Raw genomic sequence first — 25,355 nt, forward strand, 5'->3', positions numbered from 1 at the left:
CTAACCTGTTATCGGCTGATCGATAAAGGTTGGCGGTTTTTTGATGGTTTCTTAATATACGCCAATATCATCTAGCATGATCTTGCCCGGTCCCCCGGAGAAATAAAAGGTGATTCGTTTGAGGGAAGACAAATCGAGCCGTGCGTTGACCTTGGTAAATTCGGACAGATGAAGCATGACCGTTTGAAATACTGCCTCCTGTGGATGCTTGTATTTGCCGCCGGATAGACGCTTTTCCAGCCAAGGATGAATCGTAAAGGCGACATCTGGCGGAGGAGCAATCGTCCAAAAGTCGGCCAGCGCTATTCGGGCTGCGGCACCATTTTCGCTCTGCAGCTCTATCTCTGTCTGCAGCTCCGTTGAAGCAAGGTCCAGTTCGGTTAGCTCGAAGCTTCGATTAGATAATGAAAAAGAGAGGGTATCGGGTGGCTTGGACATGGATTTTGATACGAAGGAATCGTCCCATAATAAGGAATATAAGGCACTATCGTCATTGTTCCCCTGCCATTCCAAGGTTACGCCCCGGGTTCCTTTATTTGTCTGTTTGCGGTTTTTGACCTCTTCTTCTACCCATGTTAAATTAGTTCCCTGCGCAGATCCGCCGTTTGGAAGCGTCACTCGGTTTAAATCCTCATCAAACCACGCTAATTTATTGAAATCGGCATTCTCAAAACGATTGAAATAAGCAGTTCCCGTCGGAAGCCAGTGAAGGCCAGCTCTGTAATCCTGGAATAAAGGCATGTAGCTCTCATTCCCATGGAGCGTAGTCTCCAGAAACGCAGAGACGTAAACCCTGGCGATGTTCCGTTGCTCCTGCGCCCCGATGATCGCCTGCCGACTGAGAAATATCCCCTTCGGATAGCTGATATCGCGAAAGCCCCATTCCGTATTAAATTGACTGTGATTGGCATCGGCAATATATATAGAAGATTTAAAATGAGGAGACGACTTTGTAAATGATGTCCGCATATATTGCCTGTCTCCATCAAAATCAATGACATCCGCGTCTCGCGCTCCTTGAATAGCTAAGTAGCTGACGTCCTTGATTCTTGCCAGTCCCCCGTCCACCTTCTTGTCCGTCGGGGAAATGGCTATGACGGCTTGAATATTATAACGCTCCAAATTGCCTAGCGTCTCGTCTTGGCTGAACCAGCGATCGGCATCCTTCGTCATCGCTACCGCCTGACCGCCTCTGGAATGTCCGATTAATGCGATTCGATTCAGATCAACCTTATTATAAAAAGGGGTATCCGGATCACCTGCAAACTCGTCGATTTGCTGCAGATGCTTAAGCAGAAGCCAGGCTCGAACTTTCATATCATTGTCTGGAATCCCCGACCAGACGGAGTAATTTAGAAAATTCTCATCGACCGATACCGTAATAAATCCCCGGCTGGCCAGCAGTTCGCCTAAATAGCCATAGCCTTCATCTGAGAAATCCTCCATAAGGTGATTGCCATGCACGATGAGCACCAACGGGAAAGGGCCGGCTCCTTCAGGCATCCATACTCTCCCGTTTAGGGGCAGCGAGCTCTGATCAAACCCCCAATAGCGTGATCGAAATGCAGGCCATTTCTCGATATATTCGGAGGCATCGACCGAAGTTGAAAAAAGATCAACTCGTTTGCCGTATTCGGCTCTCCAATAGTCGCTCCCGCTTCCATAATCGAACTGAATATAGTTGATATCTCCTGGCTCGGAAGGGTTGGCTGCCTGTATAGGAGATACGCCGTTCGTTGCGATGGAGTGTGCTGCCGGGCTATCCATGGGCCATACGGCCGCAGAAACACACAGTACTCCAAGCAGAGCGGCGATGTAGAATCGCAGCCGCCTGTTGAATCGGCTGCGAAGCAGGCCGGCGCCTATCCCTGTCATAATACCTATAAGAGTCAGTATAAGCGCAGTGACAGCAGAGACTGCGGCATCATGATCCTGCCAAAAAATAAAGAAAATTACGGCTAACGCATACAAGACGGCTCCTGCATATAACCTTGGGAGCCGTAGGCCGATGAGTGCTAGGAGCACTGCAATTAGATGAACGGCGATAAACAGTCCTGTCGTCCCTAGGGAAATAAATATTAGGATATCCGTTAAAGCGCCGAGTCCGGTAGGCATGCCCAGCGCTGCCAATGCGAATACAAACATCGCTGCTCCCCAAGGGCCAACCATAGCGATGCGCCAAAATGAAGTATCATAGCGATAGGTCTGGCGAATTCTATAGCTAAGTCGTGTCCGCAACCGAGGCTTGACCGGGATATACTCAGTTTGAAGCTGTTGAAGTTCCATGGTTTCTCCCACCCTTGACCGGGCTTCGCTGCCGAAGAGGCAAGATCCTCTTCTAGATTTATCTCTCCTGCAAAAGACCGAAGCCGGTTATTGATCTGTATTTATTGTAACATGCTTCGAGCTTCTGGAAAGGTAGTCAGTATTGGATTAAGCTTATTCATCCTGCTTGACGAAATATGTATTGAAGTGGTGTTATACGAAAAAGCCCCTTTAGGCTCTACGATGGATAAACAAGGAGTTATCCAAGGTAGTCTAAAGGGGCCGATTTAAGTCTTGATTAGTTGCTCATTCCTACTTCAAAAGCCATAGTGCCGGAACATTCGTCGGCTCCCAGCCTTCCAGGGAGGTATGAGGCTGACGGCATTCATATACGGAGCCGTTGTAGGATACAAGCGTCCCTGCCGTGTAAGCCGTATTTGCCGCCCAAGGCTCAGCCGCAGGCGCTTCCGCCGTCGTAACGCTTACGGAATTGCTCGCTGCAGACTCGTTGCCAGCGGCATCAAAAGCGCGAACAGTAAATGTGTAACTCGAATTTGCGCTTAATCCGGTAACGACATGATCGGTAGTTGTACCGGAAACTGTCGCTGCCAGAGTAGTGCCGTTATAAATGCGATAGCCTGCTACACCCACGTTATCCGTCGAGGGATTCCACATTAAAGAGACGCTGGAGGAGGTAGGACTCCCCATAACGTGCAGATTGCCGGGAGCCGTAGGCGCTTCGGTGTCCACAAGAACCACTTCCGTCGTTACGGTAACCGGATTGCTGGCATTCGACAGGTTGCCAGCGGCGTCTTTGGCCTTCACGGTGAAGGTATAAGAAGTATTTGCTGTTAATCCCGTAACGGTATGGCTCAAAGCAGAGCCGGGAACCGTTGCGACAAGCGAGCTGCCATTGTAAATTTGATACCCGGTAACGCCAACGTTATCCGTAGATGCATTCCAAGCCAAGGACACACTCGTGGAAGTGACTCCTGTAGAAGTCAGAGCTCCAGGTGCGCTTGGAGCAATTGTATCGGTAGGAGGATTGCTGCCGCCGAAATTGACATCAATGACATTGTAGAAGGCATTCGCCGTATCAGCGACCTCCCAAACTGCCAGAATGACATGGTATCCGCTGCGCTCAGGAACATTGCAAGTATTTGAATATTCGAATGGAGGGCGGACACCACCATAGTCTACGGAGCAGAAAGGAGTCAGATCAAATGAGTTTCTGGAAAGAGGTGCATTCGGATCCCAGTTATCTTTCGTGATATAGTATTTCCAGCTAGCGGTTGCATGAGCGGCTGTAAGCTTCCAGCTGAACGTATTCGTTCCCGAATTGATATTCACTTTCGTCCAGCGTGTAGCCGACTGCTCATCCAGTTTAGGGAAAGCTCCGCCCGCGCTGGCAATCTTGCCGTCAGCAGGTCCCGCCTGAGGGAATCCTTTGGGCGCTTCTAGGCTCTGAGGCTCATAAACAATTGCGCCACAGTCCTTGTTTTGTCCATTTTTGCAAAGAATCGCTCGGCTTCCCGGGCTGTCTACATAACCGTGTGCGGATGCTTGTTCAGCAAACAAAATCATCAAAAGAGACAAAAGAATCACTATGCCTAAAGAAGTAATCGCTTTCAAAACAGCTGGGTGATTTACGCGAGTTGTTGACATTGATTTAATCTCCTCCTCAATTTGAACCATACCGTCTGTGCAACCTTGCTTATCGTAATTGACAACGTGAGACCTTCTCCATAAAAATAAATTTGCAGGTCGTACTAGGGGCATCACCTCCTTGTAGGTATAAATTTATATAAACTCAAAACCAAGTGACTGTTCCAAGGAGCTCCTGATTGAAGCAGACTTGATCGAGTTCATATACCATAAAGAGAAAAAAGCGAATGATTATACCAAAAAAACGCAATGGTCGATAATGGTTTTAATGACGAAAACAAACAAATGTGACAAATTATCAACAAATCAAGTAACATAGTAACGCCCTGTTTACTACTAGTCAAGTCGATTTTTCTACTATTTTTTTGCTAATCCAATAAATCCTAGGAATATCAAAAGTCGAACCCGACGACAGGAGGTAAAAAAAATGAAACCATCAACCACTTCCATTCAGCGAGATCAAATCGAATTGCCCGCCCACTTTCCTTTGCACGTTTCTAGAACGGAAGGGGTGTCCCCCTCATTTCAGCGGCTCCATTGGCACCGCGCTTTGGAGATCAACTGGATCACCCGCGGGAGCGGGATTTATGTTATCAACGGGCAGGAGTATCCGTTCAGTGCAGGCGATATATTCCTGATCAATTCGGATGATCTGCATCGGGCCTATGAAGGCAATGACCTCGAAATGGTCATTCTGATGATGGAGCCGTCTTTGCTCGCCACCGAGCAAAGGTATGATCCAGAAATTTTGCTCCCTTTCCGCGACACCGGCTCTCATTTCTCGAATCATATTTCTCATGGGCAGCCTGGTTGCGGCAGGCTGGTTAAATACATCGAGGAGATCGATGACGAATTTGCATCGCAGCGGCGGTCGCATGCCTCCGTCATTCGCGGCTTATTGCTGCTCCTTCTTGGAGAGATTAACCGGAGCCACAAGCGTAGGGAAGTCAGCATTGGCCCAGGCAGCGGCAGGATTCATTCCCTTTCCGGCAAGAGACAGCTCGAGCAGATGAGAGTGGTCATATTGGCGATGGAAGCTGAGCTCTCTCGCCCGTGGACGCTGAAGCAGCTGGCTGATATCGCTCATCTGAGTCCGTCCCGCTTTAGCGCGCTTTTTAATCAGGTTGTCGGGACATCGCCGTTGCACTATCTGGTGCAGCTTCGACTGGATTATGCGGTCGAATTGTTGGAGCAGGGAAATCTGAGCGTGCTGGAAATCGCTGAACAGTGCGGATTTCGAAATCTATCGAACTTTAATCGGCTTTTCTTAAATTATTTAGGCGTGACCCCCAGCGTAATGAGAAGGCGGCTGCAGGGCGAATCTGCCGATTAATTGCTCTATTGGTGATCCAAAAAAGTAAGATCGTATCAGTTTTGAGGTTGATTATAGAAGAATTCGGCAGGTTATCTCTTGTATCCTAAAGGGGAAGGAGAGATGACCTATGAACTTCTTTTTGGGTGTCGACGCTGGCGGCAGTAAGACATACAGCCTCATCGTCAACGAGAAGGGCGAGACACTCGGCCGTGGCGTAAGCGGTAATGGAAATCATCAGACCAATCCCAGGCATGCGGAGGACAATATTGCGGCCGCTTGCCACCAGGCACTTCGGGAAGCGGGACTGTCCAAGGATAATATTGCTTATGCTTACTTCGGCCTGGCCGGAGCGGATCGCGAGCCGGATTATGAGGTGCTGCGTCCGATGATTCAAAGATTGGAATTCCCGAGGCACTCCATTGCCTGCGATACCATGATCGCGATGCGATCGGGCACGGCTCGCTCTTATGGGGCAGTCGTCATTAGCGGTACGGGGTTTAACGCAGCCGCTCGCAATAGAGCCGGGGAAGAGCTGCAGTATGGCGGGTTCGGATATATATATGGCGATGGTCAAGGCTCGGGTAGGGACTTGGCGAATTTTGCATTTCGCTCGGCGGTTCGCGCTTGGGACTTGCGGGGCGAGTCCACGCTTCTTCATGAGCTCGTATTAAGAGCTGCCGGGTTTCAAAGTGTGCCGCAAATGCTCGATGCTGCTTTGGATAACGGGTATACTCCCCCGTTAACCCTGGCGGAGCTTGTTTTTGAAGCCGCTGATCAAGGTGACGAAGTTGCTGCGCGTTATTTGGCGGAGCAGGGCAGCGAGCTGGGAAATGCAGCAGCAGCCTTGATTCGCAGACTCGGTATGGAGAAGGATGAATTTGACGTCGTACTCGGGGGCAGCGTACTGTCCAAGAGCCGGAGTACGATTATGACCGATGCGTTGGCGGAGACGGTCAGAATGACTGCTCCCGGGGCAAAGGTCGCAAGGATTAACATGGAGCCGGTAGCAGGTGCGGTATTAAGTGCGATGGACATGGCGGGACATGCGGTCAACGAGGAAATCATGAGCCGCTTGCGGAGCGCAAGCTTTAGGGATTTGAAGGGAGAGGCAAAGGATGAACAATAAACGCGGACTTAAAATTGCGGTGATCGGCGGGGGCTCCTCGTATACCCCTGAGCTGGTGGAAGGTCTGATTAACGGATATCATGAAATGCCTATTGCTGAAATCTGGCTCGTTGATATCGAGGCTGGAAAGCAGAAACTGGATATCGTCGGCAATCTCGCCAAGCGGATGGTTCGCAAAGCTGGACTGCCTATTCAAGTGAATCTGACCTTGAACAGGAGAGAAGCGATTAAGGATGCGGATTTCGTGTCAACGCAAATGCGCGTTGGCATGCTGGAGGCAAGAAAGCTTGATGAGCATATTCCGATCTCGCATGGAGTTATCGGGCAGGAAACGACTGGCCCCGGAGGCATGTTCAAAGCGCTGCGCACGATTCCTGTCATTTTGGATATTTGCCGCGACATGGAGGAGCTTGCGCCCAATGCATGGATGCTTAACTTTACGAATCCGGCGGGCATGATCACTGAAGCTGTTCATAAATACTCCAGCATCAAATCGATCGGGCTGTGCAATTCGCCGATTAATTTCAAGAAATCCTTGGCCGTGACGTATAACGTGCCTGAGGACAAGGTGCTTCCGGAGTTCGTCGGAATTAATCATTTGCACTGGGTAACCTCTGCCCTCGTGGATGGCAAAGAGGTTCTGCCCGAGCTGCTCGCGGGGGAGGGTGGCGAGTACACGGCATCGAATGTCCCTACCTTCGGCTGGGATCCCGAGTTTTTGCAATCGTTGTCGGCCGTGCCCACCTACTATCTCAAATATTTTTACATGATGAACGAGATGTTTGCGGAAATGAAGGAATCGCTTGAGAAGAACGGAACCAGGGCCGACATCGTCAGCCAGGTGGAGAAGGAATTGTTCGAGCTGTATGAGGATGAGACGCTGGAGGAGAAGCCGAAGCAGCTGGAACAGCGCGGCGGAGCTTATTATTCCGAGGCGGCCGTCAAGCTGATGCAGTCCCTGTATCTCGGGCGCAACGACATTCAAACCCTGAATGTAGCCAATGGCGGAATCTATGATTTCCTGCCAGAGGATGCCTCCATCGAGGTGAATTGCGTCGTCACCTCCGGCGGGCCAATTCCGCTCGTTCCCGGGCAGGTGCCGTCTCATATCAAAGGCCTGCTGCATGCGGTAAAGACATATGAAAGTTTAGCGATTGAGGCGGCAGTTACCGGTGATCGCGCGCTGGCGCTTCAAGCATTGGTTCATCATCCGCTCGTCCCTTCCGTCTCGACGGCAAAGATGCTGCTGGATGAAATGCTGGAAGCACATCGTCAGTATCTTCCGAACTTTTTTGCATAAAGTTTTACGAACAGGGGTGTCCCGGCAGTCATCACGATGACAAGGGGCATCTCTTTTTTTGAAGATTATAAAATTTGTAAGTTACCCCTCCCTACTCCAAATATAAGAAGACGGTGATTTTTATCAGATTTAGTTGATTAGGCAAGTAGTTAATATCCGCCGTCTTTTTTAAAATATAAGTAAGTTGGAAAACGGAGTAGGAGGGAACAACATATGTCACAGCTTTCCATTGAGAAAAGTATGCAGCCGAGCCCGCCGCAGACGAAAAGAAAAAGTGGGCTCATGCGCTTTTTGAAACAATGGGATTTGCAATTAATGGTCATCCCGGCCCTAGCGCTCATCTTTGTCTTTTCGTACATTCCGATGTACGGAATTATAATCTCTTTTCAGGATTATAAAATCGGCAGCAGCTTCTCGAGCAGTCCTTGGGTGGGATTCAAGCATTTCAGTTATTTTTTTAGCTCGCCAGAATTCGGACTCGTGATGCGTAACACCATCATCATCAGCTTCCTTAAATTCCTTATTGGATTTCCAGCGCCAGTCATTCTGGCATTAATGCTGAATGAAGTCCGGAAAATGGCATTTAAAAGAACCGTCCAAACCGTGACTTACTTGCCATACTTTATGTCCTGGGTTATTGTTGGTGGTCTGGTGAGCTCCTTGCTGTCCGTAGACAGCGGTGCCATAAATATGCTGTTAGAGCGATTGAACTTAATCACCCAGCCGATTAATTTCTTGTCTTTACCCGAATATTTTTGGGGAATTCTCATAACTACGAATGTGTGGAAGGAGATTGGTTTCGGCTCGATCGTTTACTTAGCGGCGATTGCCGGGGTTGATCCGCATACCTATGAGGCAGCCTCCATCGATGGGGCAAGCCGGTTTAAACAAATTTATTTGATAACGCTTCCTTCGATCATGCCAGTCGTTACGATCTTCATGATTTTGGCGATCGGCAATCTGCTCAGTGCAGGCTTTGAAGATATCCTGATCCTTGCTGCAGATAAGGCACTCTGGGATGTCTCCGATGTTATCGATACGTATGTAGTGCGGGTAGGGATTGAAAACTATCGTTATTCTTACGCTACAGCGGTGGGTCTGTTCAAAGCAGTGGTAAGTGTTGGACTTTTGACTTTGGCTAACTTTATCGCTAGAAGATCTGGCAATAGTCTATGGTAATCCTGACACAATTGGAGGAATGCGGAAATGGTGCGTGACAGCTTTGGCGATCGAATCATGGTTATTATCATTTATGTTTTCTTGACTTTACTAGCACTTTCAACCTTATATCCGTTCCTGAATGCGCTGGCAATTTCCTTTAACGAAGGAATGGATACTTCAAGGGGCGGAATTACACTTTGGCCTAGAGTATTCACGTTAGAAAATTACGGCATTGTATTTAAGGACGAAAGGCTGATTAATGGTTTTGTTATCTCGGTTCTTCGTACAGTAATCGGTACGTTTGCATCGATATTATGTACATCCATCTTTGCATACGGCATGTCAAAAAGTGAACTGATCGGGCGGAAATATTACATGATTATGTGTATTATAACGCTGTATTTCAGTGGCGGTTTGATTCCTTCATTCCTGCTCATTCGTAATCTTGGATTGATGAATTCCTTCTGGGTATTTATCATACCTTCCTTGATCGGTGTTTGGAATATGATTATATTCCGTACATTTTTCCAGGGGCTTCCGGCAGGGCTTGAAGAATCCGCTCAAATAGATGGTTGTGGAAACTGGGGGACTTTTTTTCGGATCGTAGTTCCGCTGTCAGGTCCGGTCATTGCGACTTTGTCCTTATTTACGGCGGTAGCGCACTGGAATGAATGGTTCTTGGCGGGGATTTATATTTCGGATGTGGATAAATATCCAATCCAGACGATCCTTCGGCAAATTTTACTTTCGAATATCGTAACGAGTCAGGGAGGACTTGACTCTGCGGCTTTAGCGCATATGGACAGGGTGAAAACGATTACAAGCAAGTCTTTGTCCATGGCAACGATGATGGTAGCCACACTTCCGATTATCACGGTATATCCATTCGTACAGAAGCATTTCGTTAAAGGGGTTCTTGTTGGTTCACTGAAAGAGTAGATCGAATCAAGCTACTCGAATGACGAAGTTTAGAGCATAACGCTTTAAACATAAATAAGAATTTGAAAGGGGAAAGCAGCAGGATGAAAAAAAGAAATTGGTTAATCAGTATCTTGTCTGTGGTAATGATCTTCTCGCTCATGGTGGGTTGTTCATCCGGTAATGGCGGCGGCAACAAAGCAGCCGCGCCGAGCAACAACGGGGGAGAACAGCAAGGGGAGGAGACGCCTCCGGAGTCAGACCTGTATCAGCTTGGCAAAGAACCTCTTGAAATCTCTATCTTCGGTAATTACGAGTGGTACACGATGCCGAAATGGGGAGCAGATCCCATGACGAAATGGGTGCAAGACAACAAAAAGGTTACGATTAAGGAAATTCCGAACGGCGGGAATAACGCTCAAAAGCTCAATACGATGATTGCTTCCGGTGACTTGCCTGACATCGTCTGGGGGGAACGCGGTGCAGACGTAGAGCGCCTTCGGGAAGCTGGGCTTCTAGTTCCGCTTGACGATTATCTGGATAAATATCCGAACTTGAAGAAATGGCTTGACCCTGTAGCATTGAATATGCTGCGTTCACCTGACGGGAAGCTGTATCAATTCCCGAACTGGTACACGAACCGTCCGAACGGTAATGCGGGCTGGGTAGTGAACAAGAAAATGTACGAGGAACTCGGTTCTCCTAAGCTTGAGACGACCGACGATTTGTACAACTATTTGAAAATGGTTAAAGAAAAATATCCGAACGTCATTCCACTGGAAACAGACTTGGCCTCGGAGGGACACGGTCTTAGCCAAATTTACTCTGCATTTAAGGAAAATAACTTAAGTGCCGAAAGATATTATGCCGTTCCTGTAGGCGACAAGATGGAATCGATTTATAAAGATGAGGCATTCCGTGAATCTGTAGTCTATACGGCTAAATTGTTCCGCGAAGGTCTGATTACACAAGATGCCATGACACAAACCCGTGACCAGGTTCAAGAGAAGCTCGTGTCCGGCCGCGTAGCTGTGTATGCTTCCGGGAATCCTACGGTATTTGCGATGGAAGCTGATGTAGCGCTAAGAAAGAAAGATCCGAATGATGGTTATTTCATGATTTGGCCAATCCATAAGGAAGGTCTGGACAAAAACAAAATTTTCCCAGGTACTTATAATAAACTAGGCTGGAACGCTGCGGTGATTACGACCAGCGCGAAGGATCCTGAAGCTGTATTTGCATTCCTTGACTGGTGGACGGGACCGGAGGGTATGGTCTTGCAATACTACGATGTTGAGGGAGAGTATTGGCAAGGTTGGCAAGAGGATGGAACTACGCCGATATTTACGGAGAAATATGTAACGGAAAGAGATAAACTTGCCGAGCATCAGAAAGCGACCGATCCGTTTCAATGGGTGGGTAATACCGTATACCTAGATGATATGAAGGGGAAATATGAAGAGACTTTGAAGGAAGAAGATCGCAACTGGGCCACTTACTGGCAATATAAAATCACTTGGAAAACGCAAGGCGACTATACGGAGTTTGTAAACATGCACCCGATGCCGGATAGCGAAGAAGGAATTGCTTTCCAGCGGGTTAAGGATATTTGGCTGAAGGCGAGACCGCAGTCCATGTATGCTAAGACGGATGCAGAAGCGTTAGCAATATTGGATAAGGCCCATGAAGATTCGATGAAAGCTGGATTCCAAAAAGTGCTCGACTATTATACAATGAAGTGGGAAGAAAATAAGGCAATGATTAATAGAAATTAATAATTGTATTTGAGGGGGCCTACGGGACCCCTCATTGCGTTACCTAAATGCTGAGACTAAAAAACCGAAAAAGATGGCTCAGGGGGAGTTGTTCACCATGTACAAAGTGCTGTTAGCCGATGACGAAATGCTGGATCTCGAAGGAATGAAGCAGTTCATTCCCTGGTCTAAGCTCGGGCTTGAAGTGGTTGATGCCGTAAGTAACGGATTCGCTGCCTACGAAGTCATGAAGCATCGACCGGTTGACATATTGGTGACGGATATCAATATGCCGAATATGTCAGGGCTGGAGCTGGCGCGAATGGCGATTGAAAAGAAGCCAGACATTCGCATCGTATTCGTGAGCGGGTACCAGGATTTTCATTACGTGAAGCAGGCGTTATCCATGAAGGCTTGCAGCTATGTGCTTAAGCCGGTGGATGACGATGAATTGATCGCATCCCTCGAAACGATCCGGCAGGAGCTCGAGATCGAAGGTAAACGAAAGGAAACCGAGGAGCAATACCAAAGCATGATTCCAATGGCAAAAAATGAGCTGCTCATCCGCCTGCTCGAAGGCGAGCTGCATTTGGAGGAGTCCGAGGCTTTGAAACGGCTTGCGGCAACCTATGGGCTAGTTTCGCTTCAAGGCCCGCTGCGGGCGGCCGTCATTGAAATGGACGATTTGGATTGGAAAAGCCAAAGCACGAAAGAAGCGGCTGGCCATTTCGATCACTTGCTGCAAGAAATGAATAAGGTGCTGCGGGAGTGCGGAATGCAGCATGCCTGCAAGTTGTCCAAACGGCGATTAGCCGTCATTATGCAGGGAGATAAAGTGAATGAATGCATTTCTACATTATATGAAGCTGTTAACTCAAAGTTGGCCGTCTCCATGACGATAGGCCTTGGAGAGCCGGTGCAGGAAATATCCCTGCTGCCTCAATCCTATAAGCAGGCTCTTGAAGCGTTGGATGGCAAAATGTTTATTGGCAGAGGGCATCTTATTAAATATGAAGAAGTTCGCCGTACCCCGGAAATGAAGGATGCGAGAACGCTGGACATTCGTCTGGATGCCTTATTCAAGGCGATGTCCAATTATGAGCTCGTTAAAATACATGACGAAATCGATAATTTGTTCCAATCGGTGTCGACGCTGCGCTCCAAGTTTACGATCTACAACCTGGCGATTTATATCGTGTTCAAGCTGGAGCACTATTTGAGCACGCTGGATGAGGATTTATCCAAAATGCTCGGTTTTGAGCTTTCCAGTCTGGATATTGTACTGAAATTCGAAATGATGGGCGATATCCGCTCCTGGCTCGTACGTAAAGTATTCGAAATTTCAGAAACCTTGCGCCAAAGAGAGAACACTCAGTGCAGCAGGCTTATTCGCGAGATTCTAAATACGATGCAAGAGCGAATGAATGAGAATATTACCTTGAAAGATATCGCGCATAAGTTCTCCTTTTCACCGAATTATTTAGGACATTTATTTAAGGAAGAAGTGGGCAAGAGCTTCAGCGAAATGCTGGTTCAGCTTAGAATGGAGAAAGCCAGTGAGCTGCTTCGAAACCCGACACTCAAAATTTATGAGGTAGCCGATCAGGTCGGATATCGTTATATCCCCTATTTCAGCAGGCAATTTAAAGAAACCTATGGGATGACGCCAATGGAATTCCGCAAACGAGAGTAGCACGGGAGGGAAAACATGTTAGTCCCTAATCAAGAAAAAAAGAAGCAGAGGCAGTATATCCCGTTCGGCTATAAATTGATGCTGACTTATATGTTTTTTATCGTGATTCCGGTCATTGCCATCGGCTTTTTCTCGAATGCCATGTATCAGGAGTCGATCCGCAAGCAATCCCGGACGAATCTGCAAGGAACTTTGCTGCAAATGAGGGATAATATCAAATATAAGCTGGAGGATGTAGAACGTGTATCTTCTATGATATATGATGATTATTCCTTGGTGCTGCACCTGCGGCATTTCGAGAAAGGCTGGGATACTTATGATAGGACGACACAGATCGTTAGACCCAAATTCCAGAATGCAATGCAGGCAACGAGGCTGAATATGGCGATGTTCATTTTTTTGCAAAATCAGAATTTCAACGAATCCTATTACGGTTCCTTCGAGCAGGAGGATCTGGATATGCTCGAACGCAAATATAATATCTATCATCTAAATCGGCTGGAAAATCAGAATTGGTATACAACGTATCCCGAAGAGGAATACGGGAAAACGATGGTTTGGAAGATGGTGCAGCGGGACGAGGAATACGGTCGGATATCCCTTTTGCGGCGCATGGTTGATGTATTCCCGCTGGAAGTCAAGGAAATCGGGTTTATGCGTTTTAGCGTCAGAATTCAGGAGCTGTTCGAAGCGATGGATTATTTAAAAATCGGGGAGGGCAGCATATTACTGCTTAAGGATGAGCAGGGTCGGATTTTGTATCAGTCGGGCGAAGTTCCTGCTGGTGTGGGAATGGAAGAAATTTCGGAAAAGGATTATTTAATCATCACGGAGACCTTGAATGAAGGGAATTGGGAGCTCCTTGCCTATGTGCCAATGACGATTATGGAGCGGGATTCTGCCCGGGTCAGCATGTTTATATTGGGAACCTGTGTTATTTTGCTGATCGTATTTTCTATAGTAGGCATGTTCATATCCCAGTATTTCTCGGTACGCGTTATGAAAATCGTGTCTGTCTTAAACGCCTTTCGGGAAGGCGATTTACACAAGCGCATGCGCTATAAGGGCAAAGATGAATTCTCTCAAATCGCCTCCGCGCTCAACGAGATGGGCCAGAATATCGACCATCTCATCGAGCAGGTGTATCTGACGCAAATCGAGAAGAAGGAAGCGGAGCTGGAATCCTTACAGGCGCAGGTCAATCCGCACTTTCTGTATAATACCTTGTCTTCGATAAGCCGGTTAGCTAAATTCGGGGAAATCGATAAGCTGCAGAAAATGGTGCTCGACCTCGCCAAATTCTATCGTCTTTCATTAAATGAAGGAAGAACGGTCATCCCCATTCGCCATGAGCTGGAGCAGGCTGAGGCTTATATCAATATCCAGAGGACGAAATACGGAGATAAGGTGACGATTTCCTATGATCTTGATCCGGCGATCGTACGATATTCGACCATCAAATTGATTTTGCAGCCTTTCATTGAAAATGCGATGGAGCATGCCTGGTTCGGCGATGCCCTTGATATCCGGATCGAAGCAAGGAAGGTTGGGGACAGCATCGTATTCAAGGTGATCGATAACGGCCTAGGCATGTCGCCTGGACTCATTCGCCGCATCTTCGATCCGGTTGAAGGACAGAATGTCGGCTTCGGCATTCGCAACGTAAATAGCCGTATCCAGCTCCATTTCGGATCTGAATACGGCGTAACGATCGGCAGCAGGCCGGGGATGGGGACGACAGTACAGATCGTCATCCCTGCTACTCCCTACTTTCCGGAGGAAGTAGGTTGATGCAGGAACTTGGCTCCGGCAATCCCCGGCGTAGTCATTTCATGGGGATCGAGGATTTCATCGAGCTCCTCCGGGGTCAACACCTTATACTCAAGGCAAAGCTCTCGTACAGAACGGCCGGTAGCAATGGCCTCTGCCGCGATTTTGCTGACCGTTTCGTAGCCTAAATGCGGATTGAGCGCGGTAATGATGCCGACGCTCTGATCCACGTAGGATTTGCATTGCTCTTCATTTGCGGTGATTCCATCCAGGCAGTACTTTTGGAAGGATTGGAACGCTTGGTTCATGATACTGATGGATTGCATCAGGTTAAAAACAAGCACAGGCTCCATGACATTCAACTCAAATTGTCCGGCTTCCGCCGCCATGCTTATGGTGGTGTCATTGCCGATGACCTGGAAGGCAACCTGGTTAATCAGCTCGCACATGACCGGGTTCACCTTGCCCGGCATGATTGAGGAGCCTGGCTGGCGGGCCGGCAGGGAAATTTCTTTGATCCCTGCTCGAGGGCCGGAAGACATGAGCCGTAAATCGTTGGCGATTTTGGACATGTTGATCATGCAAAGCTTAAGCGCAGCGGACGTCTCCGTATACGCGTCGCAGTTCTGTGTAGCATCCACGAGCTGGCCAGCCGAGAACATCGGATAATCGCTTAATTCAGCCAGCAGCTTAACGACCCGCTCTATATACTTGGGCTCCGCATTAAGGCCGGTGCCTACTGCTGTAGCCCCCATGTTGATTTCGAACAAAGCTTGTCTCGTCTGATCCATTCTGCGAATGTCCCGTTCGAGCACGCGCCGATAGGCTTCGAATTCTTGTCCGAGGCGAATAGGCACGGCATCCTGTAGATGGGTTCGTCCCATTTTAATAATGCCGTCGAATTCCTGCGCTTTCTTCTTGAACGTATCGGCCAGTGTTCGAGTCGTTTTGAGCAGCCGGTCGAGCAGGTTCAGAATGGCTAGATGATTCGCCGTCGGAAAGGCGTCATTCGTGGATTGGGACATGTTCACATGGTTGTTTGGGCTAATCGCAGCGTAATCGCCCTTCTCTTTACCGAGAATCTCCAGCGCGCGATTCGCGATCACTTCATTCGCGTTCATGTTGATGGAGGTTCCTGCGCCGCCTTGAATCGGATCGGTAATGAATTGATCGTGATAGTGCCCGCCCATAATTTCGTCAGCCGCCTGAATAATCGCTTTAGCGATAGTCGGATCAAGCTGACCGATATCCATGTTCGCCTGGGCTGCGGCTTTTTTTACGAGGGCGAGCGCATGGATCAGCTCGGAATATATTCTATATCCGGTAATGGGAAAGTTTTCTACGGCACGCATCGTTTGAATGCCGTAATAGGCTTCTTTCGGAACCTGTAAAGAGCCCAGGAAATCTTTTTCGATTCGAAATGAATGGTTTGGCATGATTCTCCCACCTCTCCTTATATCTACATCTATATTGTAACCTTTTTGAAGATCAGGTTATCCAGATAAGGGCCTGTTTTGCATCGATTTACACCTAAAATTTATCCGTCAAATAAAAAACGGAAGCCTGAGCCGGAAATAGAATCTGCAGCATTTCACTCATCGGCGGGTGCGGCTCTTGCCTCGTTCCGGGACAATGCCCAATCGTCATTTGGCTGTTGTAGCCATGGAACAGCATCGCCACGAATTCCGATGGACTGAACTCCAGTGTGGTAACCTCGCTGGAATCGTATTCCCCGACAACAGCTAAATGCTCCTCTTCATAAATGAGCAGTACGGACTGCCCCCCGCAGGATATCGCTAATCTGAAATCGGTAACCGATTCATGCCGGAGCCTGCGCTCCAATACCGGTTTTATAATGTGTAGGGTTTCGGCCAGCCGGATCATTTTCCACATCATCAGGTTCGATGCTTCCTCATCCGCGTTCCATTCCTTTAGAAGCGGCAGCAATGCGTGATCTGAGGGAAGCCTAAGCTGTACCGTCTTTACGTCCGGGTGCTGTGCGAGCAAATGAGCCAGAGTCGGCATGATCGCGGACTCGTGGCCAGGCAAATAGCAGAGCTCTTCAAGTCCGATGGATTCGTTGTCCTGCCTTCCCAAGCGGCCGTAAGCGACAATAGCTTCGCCTTGCAAAGCTACAGACCAAGCGCCTTCCCGCCACTCCACCGAGTGCAGCATGTCCTGCCAATAAGCATAGGTGCGTACCCGCGATAAAGTGCGTCTGCAGTTGACCTGCTCATATATTTCAGCAACCTGCTTGATATGGGCAGACGGCTCGAAGTTCTGGATTGAATAAGGGAGCTGCACGCCGGATTTCTGGGATGTTCGGCTTGCCTGGGACATGAATTGATCGGCAGCCAGCTGGTACTCTGTTTCTGGTACGATGGCCCAGCCCATTTTTTCATAAAAAGGATGGATGACCGCGAAGAGCAACGATAGATCGTAGCCTTCCTGTGCCATCCATTCCGTTAGTTTTTGCAAAATTTGCAGACCCAGCCCCTGTCCGCGATATTCGGGCTTCGTTCCTACGCTGCCGATGCCGGCTACCTTGAGCGTCACATCCTCTACGCGGCATATATAAGGGAAAATTTGAATCGTTGAAGCGACAACGCCATCCACGACGGCTACCCAAGTGGTATCAAATCGATAAGTGCTGCTGTAATCCAGACGCGATTGAAAATAAGACTTGCCTAAGGTAAAGCACGTGTCCAACAGTTCATAAACCGCTTCCAATTCGATTCGGCTTTGAACCGGACGAATTTCGATATTCGACATCTCTAAGTCACATCCAATGCTTTATGAGTTAATAAACAAGATAAGTCTAATGTAACATGCTCCACAATATACCCACAAGACGGATAAGGCGGAACGGTGAATCTTAGTTACAGCTGCAACTTTACTCCTGTTTTCAACGTATTAAGTTTAAAGCAAGCGATAACGGGGTAAGTACATCCATGCATCCATATAAATCATACATTATTACGCTGCAATAAGCGATATGGGTGGCGAGGAAAGGAGCAAAATAGCATGAACATTGTCGTTCACAGTTCACTACCGTATTACTCCCAGCACCCAAGATCACCGATCATGCATCTTGCCAGAAAAAATGACAGTCAGAATAAACCGATTAGATTCAAGGACGTGCTTCAAGAAAAAATGAAGGCCAACCGGAATAAGCAGAAGCGTTAACCATTATTCATAGGATTAGCAAACATCAGCCTTCTCTACATTGCGGATGGTCCAGCCGGCAATAAGGACACCGACAACAGCTAGAGCCAAGGGAACGTAAACAATCGATGCAATCGAGAATGCCGGATTGTGCGAGCTGATAAGCGCAACGATCAGAATGGAAGATAGAATCGTTGCAGGTACCGATTGTTTGCGTAGTCCGAAATACAGGGGAATCAGGCTTGTGCCTGCCGTGGCCACCGAGAAGGTAAGCATGGATAACACCTGCTTCAGCAGGAATCCCTCTTCTGGCGTGCCCGGAAAGAAATGAAAATAAGAATTAAGAAGCATTACAACAAGGGCCGAGAACAAGTTCGAGACAAAAACGGTTACACCGGTTAAGATCGCAATAAGCAGAAGCTTTACTCCAATCAGCCTTTTGCGACTGATGGGGCAGGTAAAGAGGACGAATATTGTCTTGTTTTTATATTCCTCGATAATGAGCTTGGCTGTAAGCACTCCGGCCAGGATGACAAACGTGGCTCTTACAAAAGCGCCGATCACTATAAAGGCTTCCTCCAGATTCCTTAAAGGGACCTCGCTGGGCGACTCTACATAAGTGATCAAAGCCACCATGGCTATGATGGATAAAGTAGCAATGATGGCGCTGCTGAAATACCACCTTAACGAAAACTTCCTCAGCTCCAGTCTTAAAAGCTTCATCATACGTTATGCCCTCCTTCGTCTCTCTTGCTATCACGCTGAATTAGATCCAGGAAGTATTCCTCCAGGGACATTACCTTCTTGTGCATGCCTTCGATCTCAATATTCTGTTGGACTAACGCTTTAAAAATGTCCCCCTGACTGACGGAGGTATCATAAATACGAATATTCCGGTCATGCAGGACTTTGAAATTGGAAATTTGAAGCTGGTGATCCAGTATGGCCGCTGCTCGGCTTGACTCAGGCGTGACCAGTTCAATGAACTCCGTATTTTGGCCCCGGATGCTCTCCATGGACACTTCATCGATTAATCTGCCTTCGCTGATTACTCCGATCTTATCTGCGATCTGCTCTATTTCGCCTAGCAGATGAGTGGAAATTAAGAGAGTAATACCGTAATCCCTGCTCAATGTTTGAAACAGATGGCGTATTTCTTGAATCCCAAAAGGATCCAGACCGTTAATCGGTTCATCCAAAATAAGCAGTTCGGGCTTGGTCATAATCGCTCTGGCAATCCCGAGCCGCTGCTTCATGCCGAGGGAAAATTCCTTGACAGGCTTCTGATCCGTATTCCTTAAATGAACCATGTCCAGAGCTTCCTGAATGGCGTGTTTGTTATGGCAGCCCATATATTCGCCATGCAGCTCCAAGTTTTGAGCAGCCGTCAATTTCTCATAAAATATCGGGTACTCGATAATGCTGCCAATCCGTCCCAGCACTTCATAAGAAGAGGCCGTCAATGGTTCATTGAACAGCAGGATTTCACCGGCCGTCGGTTTTACGAGATTGGTCAGCATCTTCATGATGGTCGTTTTGCCTGCACCATTAGGTCCGAGGAATCCGTAGATTTCTCCTTGCCTTACCTTCATGTTTACATTGCTGATGACATCTTTCCCTTGATAAGCTTTGCTCAGCCCGCGGGTCTGAATAATATATTCCATTAAGATGGCTCCTTCCGTGTTCTTACAACCTCATTCTAGCCGCGGACGTTGTCTTTTTTGTGATATAAATCTTACGAAAACCTTACGTTTGCTTCGGCAGCTCGCTGTAGTTGGATCGTGAATGTTGTCTTCTGATAAGGCAGACTATGCAGCGAGATCGTCCCATCCATCGCTTCCACCAGCCTTTTCGTAATCGTTAAGCCTAGCCCGCTGCCTTGAAAAGAACGATTTCTCGATTCCTCGAGTGTGAACATGCGCTCAAATACCCGCTCCAAATTTTGCTCTTGAATGCCCTTGCCCTGATCCCATACCTCTATCCTGACGTGCGTCTCGTCCGCAGTCAGGGTTAGACCGAGCGTTCGCCCGTCGCGGCCATAACGAATCGCGTTAGATAGCAGATTGGTGAATACCCGGTCTAATGCTTCCTCATTTCCATAGGCGTATATAGCGTTGTCAGGAATTTCAATTACGGCTTCCATGCCGCTGGAGTCGACCCATTCATAGAAAGCTAGAATGTTTTTTCGGCAAATTTCATTCATATGTACCTTCGTTAGAGCAATCTGCTGGTCGCCAGACTCTAATTTCGCCAAATCAAAAAAAGAATTCATTAATGCGATGATTTCCATCGTTTTATGTTGGATGTGATGGAGCAGGCGGTTGCGTTCCGATGTCTCCATGGCAGGGTCGCCTTGGATAATTTCAATGTATCCCAGAATAACGGTTAAGGGTGTCTTTAAATCATGTGAGATATTCGCCAGCATTTTCTTCATGGATTGCTCTGTTCTTGCGTAGCGAACGGTCATTGTCTGGCTTTCGCCTAACAGCCGCTCGATATTTCTAACCAAGGTTTGCAAATATGTATCGTCGGTAAAGAGCAGCAAACGCTCAGCAGATTGTTCATCCATGATGCGGTTTAGCTTCCTGGATATCTCTGTTAGGCTTGCATCGCGTCTCCGCCTAGCGACATATTGAATGATGTTCAGAGCGGTCGACAATACGACAAGGAGGGCTAGGAGAAGCAATAGTGCGTTCATCACTGGAAGTCACCCAATTTGTAGCCGATTCCCCAGACTGTCTTAATATATTGGGGGGAGGACGGGTTGTCCTCGATTTTCTCCCGCAGCCGGCTCATATGAACATTTATTATATTCTCGTCCCCGTAATACTCGTCTCCCCACACGGATCGGTAAATCTGCTCTTTCGTGAATATCTTCTTGGGATAGGTAAAGAGAAGCTTCAATATGCTCCACTCTTTGGCGGTAAGGTGAATTTCCCTTCCCTTCTTGCTCAACCGGATATTGTCGATATCCATGGTCATATCCTGAACGGTAATAATATTCGAACGAGGCGAAGAGGAGCTGCCGGAATCCGAATATTCCGTCGCTCGCCGAATCGCCGATTTCACGCGAGCGGTCAATTCTATGAGCGAGAAGGGTTTAGCGATGTAGTCGTCTGCTCCGAAGCCAAGACCTAGCGCTTTATCGACTTCGCCGTCCTTCGCTGAAATAATAAGTACCGGAACGCGGCTCTGCTCTCGAATGATCTTAAGGAAATCCATGCCATTTAAATAAGGCAGCATGAGGTCAAGCAGAACGAGCGCGTATTTTTGCTCGCTAAATAAGCGAAGCGCCTCTTCTCCATCGCGTGCATGCACGATGGTGAAGCCTTCTTTGGACAAGTAACTGATAACCATTTCACTGATCGACAGATCGTCTTCAACCAGCAGTATGCTTTGAATCATGTCGCTACCCACCTATTCTTTAGTCTGTCAGGTATTGGATTTCATTTTATCATATCTGCAGTCCAGCAATATACCTTGACAGTTCAAAAGATTAAGAGTTAAATAGTTGAATGATTTTGATCATTCTAACTATAAAGAAGGCGCATAAATGAACGAGCATTTGAAGAAAATTCACCCGTTGTCCTGGACGATTATCATCGGTACAATATTTGGCCGTACAGCCATTTCGATGAGTATTCCGTTCCTTTCCATCTACTTGATCCGTTCTATGGGAGCAACGCCCGCAGAGACAGGGGTCGTGGTAGCCGTCAGTTCGTTGATCGGCGTATTTGCCAGCTTCTATGGGGGCTATATTTCCGACGTCATCGGCCGAAAAAAAGTACTCTTTATCGCGATTTCCGGATGGGTGCTGGTTTTTGCGGGCTTTGCATTTGCGAATAAAATATGGATTTTCTTCGTTATGAATGCTCTTAACGGTCTATGCAGGGCAACATTCGAGCCTACATCCCGCGCATTGCTTGCTGATATTACTCCTAAAGAGAGTAAACTGCTCGTATTTAATTTACGCTATGCGGCCATTAATTTAGGGGTTGTTATCGGGCCTCTGCTGGGACTGCAGGTAGGCGCTTCTAGTTCAAATCGTGTGTTTTTAATCGCTGCAGCAGTTTATGCCTGTTATGGCATCTGCTTGGTCTTGCAGTTTTGGCGGTATCATGAGCTTGGACAGGCGAACAAGCATCATGAGCAGCGGCTAGGCCTCGCTGGAGCTTTGAAAGCGACGAGCGGCAACCGGACATTTATGCTGGTGCTGATCGGCATGATTTTTTGCCTGCTCGGTTATGGACATTTCGATTCGACGTTGGCCCAGTATATGGAGATGAGTCCACGGATGGAAGAAGGGGTCAAGTGGTTCAGTTATTTGTTATCCCTGAATGCGGTAGTCGTGCTGACGGTTCAATACCCCCTCGTTCGGTTGGCCGCTCGCTTTGCCCCTGCTCTTCCGATTATTGCCGGCAATTTATTCACGGGGACAAGCCTTGTATTGTTCGGAATGTTCGATACCCTCCCGCTGCTTATGGTCTGCGTAGTCATTTTTACGATTGGAGAAGTGCTGACCTTCACGGCAACGGATGTGCTCGTTGATCGCATTGCCGAGCCTGGACTGCGGGGAGCATACTTCGGCATGTTTGGCTTCAATAATTTCGGAGCGGTATTAGCTCCTTTGTTGGGCGGTTTTCTGCTGGAAGGGCTGGGGGTTGCTTCGTCACAGCTTATTTTCGCTATCCTTGGATTGACGACAATCATTGGCGCCCCGTTCTTGTTTATGGCTCATCGGAGTTTGCAACAATTGGAGCAAAGGCGGGCCGAGCAGGAAGGAAAACATATCGTTTCATCCTGACTAGGCAGACGTCCACACTTCCCCGGCAAATGACACGTATATTGTGTCATGCACTAGGGAGGTGACTAGTTTGGCAAAGATCAGTGATCAGGCTAGGAAGCATTTGAATAAGCAGGTCAAAATAAAAACAAAGACGGGGGCGGTACTGTACGGGAAAATTGTAAGGGTAAGCGGAAGGAAGCTGTACCTACAGGTTTCTTCTGTCCATAATCGGGGAAGCAAGGCTCATGCCGCGTTTGCCCCGTTTATTATCCCGCTGGTGCTGTTTGATCTGCTGGCCATTTTGCTGTTAGAAGGACGAAGAAAACGTCGGCGCAGACGGTAAGCTATAAGGGAAGATAGTACTTAATTAGAGAGCCTTTGGGCTCTCTTTTTTCATGGAGGAGAAAGAATAAATTTACATTCTATAGTACAATAGAACTTAAATATGTGATGATCACAATTCAAGAAGGATTGTAGCGCTATGATAAATATTCCCGGTTACGCTATAACTCAAATAGTTTATGAGGATTCTTATCTTTTGGTTGCTTTTGCCCTTTCAGAACATTCGGCCAGTCAGGTATTGTTGAAAATCGTTAAGAGCGGCAAAAACACGACGATCGAGAATGCCAAGCTTATTCATGAGTTTAATTTTCTGAGGGAGCTCGAAATGGAAGGGCTCTTTAAGCCGAATTCGTACATGAATTTCAAGAATATGATGATTTTAGAGTATGAACCGATCCATGCGCTGACGTTAAGGGATTATTGGTCGGAAGCGGTAATGACTCCTGCCATGTACGTGCAGATATTGAAACGTGTAGTCATGCGGTTGCATGAGCTTCATAAACGAAATATTCTTCATTTAAATATCCGGCCTGATACGCTGCTTATTCGGCAGCATTCGCTTGAAATTTTCCTGACGGGCTTCGGCTATGCCATTCACTTGAATGAGCGTGAGGATCATGGGCAGAGCAGCCTGGAAGGAAACCCCGTGTACATGTCGCCGGAGCAGACGGGACGGATGAACTTCAGTGTGGACGCTCGCGCGGATATTTATTCCCTGGGGATGACATTCTATGAGCTGTTTGCCAACCGGCTTCCTTTTACGGCCACAGGTGCCCTTGCATGGGCTCATGCACATATGGCGAAAACTCCCCCTCCTCTTAGCGGCATGAACCCGGCGCTTCCTACGTTCATATCGGATATGGTGATGAAAATGCTGGCCAAAGATCCCGAGCGGCGGTATCCAAGCATGGAAGCCATGTTAGAACAGCTAGACAACTACTCCAGAAATGCATCGATAGATTCCTCCATAGATTTAACTAAAGCAGATGATCCAGCAGTTGCATCTAATCGGCCTGATTTGCCGAAGAATACGCATCGCGCCGCATTGGCTTCTTTATCATCGGACGGAACCAGCCTCATGCAAGCTCATCGCACATCCTTGATTATCAACGATAACATTGTCAGTTACCCGCAAGTGCTGGATTTGGCCGCTATTGTCCAAGCGTCACAGATTTTCTCGGAGGCCTTGAACGGGGAGCAGATTGCAGCGCGGCTCATGAAGCTAATTGTTACGAATACAGGAGCACAGCGCGGTTTGCTGCTGCTTCCATACTCCCAAGGCTGGTATGTGGATATAGAAATCAGATTAGAGAATGGAAGCATAACTTTCGTGCTCCCGCATCGTCCATTAGAAGCTTATTTAAATGTGCAGCAGGAGATGATCGCCAGAGCACTTCGAGACAAGGTAATCATGCAAGGAATAAGGGTGCCGGATGCGTCTGAGCCGTCTGCATTTTATTCCGGTTATAGAAAAGGCGGCTCTGCTCTTTGCATGCCGATCTTCGTGCATGATCAGCCTCAAGGGCTTCTATACATAGAGAACCTGCTAACTGCAAAGCATTTTGCCCCGGAACGCTTTCCCGTGATTCGAAATTTAGTTTCCCAAGCATTATTTGCTATGAAATCGAGGCAAGCGTCAATTACCATTGAAGCAAGCTCTTTCCCGAAGGAACTGGCCGCTGGGCTTGGAGATCATGCTGAAATAAGACACTCCCTTACCAATAGGGAACAAGAAGTGCTGAAGCTCCTGGCGATGGGCCTGTCCAATAAGGAAATTGCTGCCTCCTTAATGATTACGAGCGAGACGGTCAAAACACACCTTAAGAATATTTTCGAGAAGCTAAAGGTGGATCGGCGCATGAAAGCGGCGGCCATCGCCAAAACGATAGGCTTGCTGGATGATGGAGATCCTTAGTAAGCTCCATGTTCCAAGCATAGTTTTGAAAGGATGATAAGGACGCCGCTCGGCGTCCTTTTTTTAGCTGCGGATGCTGCGAAAATCCCTCGATCGGGGGATGTTTATTTCATTTTTTACAATCTACAATTTGAAAGAGATAGGTCAGAGCGGGCTGACCAAGAAAGGAGAATGTATTAT

Annotated in this window: 20 protein-coding genes; 12 read left to right on the forward strand and 8 right to left on the reverse strand. The window is 47.8% G+C overall.

The genetic code is table 11. The annotated features are described in order from the left end of the window. Positions 1 to 51 precede the first annotated feature (51 nt). The gene (locus tag ACE3MQ_RS18355; protein ID WP_379395292.1) at positions 52 to 2,286 is read right to left on the reverse strand and encodes a poly(ethylene terephthalate) hydrolase family protein; all 2,235 of its coding nucleotides are present in this window, start codon (positions 2,284 to 2,286) and stop codon (positions 52 to 54) included. A 291-nt stretch (positions 2,287 to 2,577) separates the two neighbouring features. After that, positions 2,578 to 3,930 carry a lytic polysaccharide monooxygenase gene (locus ACE3MQ_RS18360; RefSeq protein ID WP_379395294.1) on the reverse strand — a complete coding sequence of 451 codons (1,353 nt, stop codon included), beginning with the start codon at positions 3,928 to 3,930 and terminating at the stop codon, positions 2,578 to 2,580. 427 nt (positions 3,931 to 4,357) lie between these two features. Between ACE3MQ_RS18360 and ACE3MQ_RS18365 the strand changes: the two genes are divergently transcribed. The 8 genes from ACE3MQ_RS18365 (at position 4,358) to ACE3MQ_RS18400 (ending at position 14,988) form a co-directional block, all read left to right on the forward strand. Continuing rightward, positions 4,358 to 5,263: a helix-turn-helix domain-containing protein gene (locus ACE3MQ_RS18365; RefSeq protein ID WP_379395296.1), complete on the forward strand. Its 906-nt coding sequence runs from the start codon at positions 4,358 to 4,360 to the stop codon at positions 5,261 to 5,263. Positions 5,264 to 5,372: 109 nt separating this feature from the next. Continuing rightward, positions 5,373 to 6,371, forward strand: coding sequence for an N-acetylglucosamine kinase (locus tag ACE3MQ_RS18370; protein WP_379395298.1), 999 nt, complete (start codon positions 5,373 to 5,375; stop codon positions 6,369 to 6,371). After that, the gene (locus ACE3MQ_RS18375) at positions 6,361 to 7,671 is read left to right on the forward strand and encodes a 6-phospho-beta-glucosidase (protein WP_379395300.1); all 1,311 of its coding nucleotides are present in this window, start codon (positions 6,361 to 6,363) and stop codon (positions 7,669 to 7,671) included. The genes ACE3MQ_RS18370 and ACE3MQ_RS18375 overlap by 11 nt, the downstream gene beginning before the upstream one ends. 213 nt (positions 7,672 to 7,884) lie before the next feature. Then, complete coding sequence (locus tag ACE3MQ_RS18380) at positions 7,885 to 8,850, forward strand: ABC transporter permease (protein WP_379395302.1); 966 nt, start codon at positions 7,885 to 7,887, stop codon at positions 8,848 to 8,850. Between the two features lie 27 nt (positions 8,851 to 8,877). Continuing rightward, a complete protein-coding gene (locus ACE3MQ_RS18385; RefSeq protein ID WP_379395304.1) occupies positions 8,878 to 9,771 on the forward strand; it encodes a carbohydrate ABC transporter permease in 894 nt (297 codons plus the stop codon). An 83-nt stretch (positions 9,772 to 9,854) separates the two neighbouring features. Then, positions 9,855 to 11,525: an extracellular solute-binding protein gene (locus ACE3MQ_RS18390; protein WP_379395306.1), complete on the forward strand. Its 1,671-nt coding sequence runs from the start codon at positions 9,855 to 9,857 to the stop codon at positions 11,523 to 11,525. A 97-nt stretch (positions 11,526 to 11,622) separates the two neighbouring features. After that, complete coding sequence (locus ACE3MQ_RS18395) at positions 11,623 to 13,197, forward strand: response regulator (protein ID WP_379395308.1); 1,575 nt, start codon at positions 11,623 to 11,625, stop codon at positions 13,195 to 13,197. Positions 13,198 to 13,212: 15 nt separating this feature from the next. Beyond that, complete coding sequence (locus tag ACE3MQ_RS18400) at positions 13,213 to 14,988, forward strand: sensor histidine kinase (RefSeq protein WP_379395310.1); 1,776 nt, start codon at positions 13,213 to 13,215, stop codon at positions 14,986 to 14,988. On the opposite strand, the gene aspA is transcribed toward ACE3MQ_RS18400, so the two are convergent. After that, positions 14,964 to 16,403 (reverse strand): aspartate ammonia-lyase, encoded by a 1,440-nt coding sequence (aspA, locus tag ACE3MQ_RS18405; RefSeq protein ID WP_379395312.1) that lies wholly within the window; start codon positions 16,401 to 16,403, stop codon positions 14,964 to 14,966. The genes ACE3MQ_RS18400 and aspA overlap by 25 nt on opposite strands. A gap of 94 nt (positions 16,404 to 16,497) precedes the next feature. Beyond that, complete coding sequence (locus tag ACE3MQ_RS18410; protein ID WP_379395314.1) at positions 16,498 to 17,739, reverse strand: GNAT family N-acetyltransferase; 1,242 nt, start codon at positions 17,737 to 17,739, stop codon at positions 16,498 to 16,500. A gap of 252 nt (positions 17,740 to 17,991) precedes the next feature. On the opposite strand from ACE3MQ_RS18410, the gene ACE3MQ_RS18415 reads away from it, so the two are divergent. Beyond that, positions 17,992 to 18,153 (forward strand): hypothetical protein, encoded by a 162-nt coding sequence (locus ACE3MQ_RS18415; RefSeq protein WP_379395316.1) that lies wholly within the window; start codon positions 17,992 to 17,994, stop codon positions 18,151 to 18,153. A 15-nt stretch (positions 18,154 to 18,168) separates the two neighbouring features. Here the strand turns inward: ACE3MQ_RS18415 and ACE3MQ_RS18420 are convergent, their stop codons facing one another. From ACE3MQ_RS18420 to ACE3MQ_RS18435, 4 genes are all read right to left on the reverse strand, one after another. Next, positions 18,169 to 18,858: an ABC transporter permease gene (locus ACE3MQ_RS18420; protein ID WP_379395318.1), complete on the reverse strand. Its 690-nt coding sequence runs from the start codon at positions 18,856 to 18,858 to the stop codon at positions 18,169 to 18,171. Continuing rightward, positions 18,855 to 19,796, reverse strand: coding sequence for an ABC transporter ATP-binding protein (locus tag ACE3MQ_RS18425; RefSeq protein ID WP_379395320.1), 942 nt, complete (start codon positions 19,794 to 19,796; stop codon positions 18,855 to 18,857). Before ACE3MQ_RS18425 ends, ACE3MQ_RS18420 begins: the two co-directional genes overlap by 4 nt. Before the next feature lie 71 nt (positions 19,797 to 19,867). Next, positions 19,868 to 20,830, reverse strand: coding sequence for a sensor histidine kinase (locus tag ACE3MQ_RS18430; protein WP_379395322.1), 963 nt, complete (start codon positions 20,828 to 20,830; stop codon positions 19,868 to 19,870). Beyond that, positions 20,830 to 21,534, reverse strand: a complete 705-nt coding sequence (locus tag ACE3MQ_RS18435) for a response regulator transcription factor (RefSeq protein WP_379395499.1) — start codon at positions 21,532 to 21,534, stop codon at positions 20,830 to 20,832. Before ACE3MQ_RS18435 ends, ACE3MQ_RS18430 begins: the two co-directional genes overlap by 1 nt. Before the next feature lie 151 nt (positions 21,535 to 21,685). Here ACE3MQ_RS18435 and ACE3MQ_RS18440 point away from each other — a divergent pair, with 151 nt between their 5' ends. From ACE3MQ_RS18440 to ACE3MQ_RS18450, 3 genes are all read left to right on the forward strand, one after another. Continuing rightward, positions 21,686 to 22,936 carry an MDR family MFS transporter gene (locus ACE3MQ_RS18440; RefSeq protein ID WP_379395324.1) on the forward strand — a complete coding sequence of 417 codons (1,251 nt, stop codon included), beginning with the start codon at positions 21,686 to 21,688 and terminating at the stop codon, positions 22,934 to 22,936. Positions 22,937 to 22,997: 61 nt separating this feature from the next. Continuing rightward, a complete protein-coding gene (locus tag ACE3MQ_RS18445) occupies positions 22,998 to 23,261 on the forward strand; it encodes a hypothetical protein (protein WP_379395326.1) in 264 nt (87 codons plus the stop codon). Between the two features lie 138 nt (positions 23,262 to 23,399). Next, positions 23,400 to 25,175 carry a protein kinase domain-containing protein gene (locus ACE3MQ_RS18450; protein ID WP_379395328.1) on the forward strand — a complete coding sequence of 592 codons (1,776 nt, stop codon included), beginning with the start codon at positions 23,400 to 23,402 and terminating at the stop codon, positions 25,173 to 25,175. Positions 25,176 to 25,355: the final 180 nt, after the last annotated feature.

Origin of the sequence: Paenibacillus lentus (assembly GCF_042714055.1) — a bacterium.
Taxonomy (GTDB): domain Bacteria; phylum Bacillota; class Bacilli; order Paenibacillales; family Paenibacillaceae; genus Fontibacillus; species Fontibacillus lentus_A.

What these genes read in the sequence shown, in the direction of transcription:
- ACE3MQ_RS18390 (WP_379395306.1), top strand. Translation starts at nt 9,855, where the DNA reads ATGAAAAAAAGAAATTGGTTAATCAGTATCTTGTCTGTGGTAATGATC.
- aspA (WP_379395312.1), bottom strand. Translation starts at nt 16,403, where the DNA reads ATGCCAAACCATTCATTTCGAATCGAAAAAGATTTCCTGGGCTCTTTA.
- ACE3MQ_RS18385 (WP_379395304.1), top strand. Translation starts at nt 8,878, where the DNA reads ATGGTGCGTGACAGCTTTGGCGATCGAATCATGGTTATTATCATTTAT.
- ACE3MQ_RS18440 (WP_379395324.1), top strand. Translation starts at nt 21,686, where the DNA reads ATGAACGAGCATTTGAAGAAAATTCACCCGTTGTCCTGGACGATTATC.
- ACE3MQ_RS18395 (WP_379395308.1), top strand. Translation starts at nt 11,623, where the DNA reads ATGTACAAAGTGCTGTTAGCCGATGACGAAATGCTGGATCTCGAAGGA.
- ACE3MQ_RS18360 (WP_379395294.1), bottom strand. Translation starts at nt 3,930, where the DNA reads ATGTCAACAACTCGCGTAAATCACCCAGCTGTTTTGAAAGCGATTACT.
- ACE3MQ_RS18400 (WP_379395310.1), top strand. Translation starts at nt 13,213, where the DNA reads ATGTTAGTCCCTAATCAAGAAAAAAAGAAGCAGAGGCAGTATATCCCG.
- ACE3MQ_RS18370 (WP_379395298.1), top strand. Translation starts at nt 5,373, where the DNA reads ATGAACTTCTTTTTGGGTGTCGACGCTGGCGGCAGTAAGACATACAGC.
- ACE3MQ_RS18420 (WP_379395318.1), bottom strand. Translation starts at nt 18,858, where the DNA reads ATGATGAAGCTTTTAAGACTGGAGCTGAGGAAGTTTTCGTTAAGGTGG.
- ACE3MQ_RS18430 (WP_379395322.1), bottom strand. Translation starts at nt 20,830, where the DNA reads ATGAACGCACTATTGCTTCTCCTAGCCCTCCTTGTCGTATTGTCGACC.
- ACE3MQ_RS18375 (WP_379395300.1), top strand. Translation starts at nt 6,361, where the DNA reads ATGAACAATAAACGCGGACTTAAAATTGCGGTGATCGGCGGGGGCTCC.
- ACE3MQ_RS18365 (WP_379395296.1), top strand. Translation starts at nt 4,358, where the DNA reads ATGAAACCATCAACCACTTCCATTCAGCGAGATCAAATCGAATTGCCC.
- ACE3MQ_RS18425 (WP_379395320.1), bottom strand. Translation starts at nt 19,796, where the DNA reads ATGGAATATATTATTCAGACCCGCGGGCTGAGCAAAGCTTATCAAGGG.
- ACE3MQ_RS18415 (WP_379395316.1), top strand. Translation starts at nt 17,992, where the DNA reads ATGAACATTGTCGTTCACAGTTCACTACCGTATTACTCCCAGCACCCA.
- ACE3MQ_RS18450 (WP_379395328.1), top strand. Translation starts at nt 23,400, where the DNA reads ATGATAAATATTCCCGGTTACGCTATAACTCAAATAGTTTATGAGGAT.
- ACE3MQ_RS18410 (WP_379395314.1), bottom strand. Translation starts at nt 17,739, where the DNA reads ATGTCGAATATCGAAATTCGTCCGGTTCAAAGCCGAATCGAATTGGAA.
- ACE3MQ_RS18355 (WP_379395292.1), bottom strand. Translation starts at nt 2,286, where the DNA reads ATGGAACTTCAACAGCTTCAAACTGAGTATATCCCGGTCAAGCCTCGG.
- ACE3MQ_RS18380 (WP_379395302.1), top strand. Translation starts at nt 7,885, where the DNA reads ATGTCACAGCTTTCCATTGAGAAAAGTATGCAGCCGAGCCCGCCGCAG.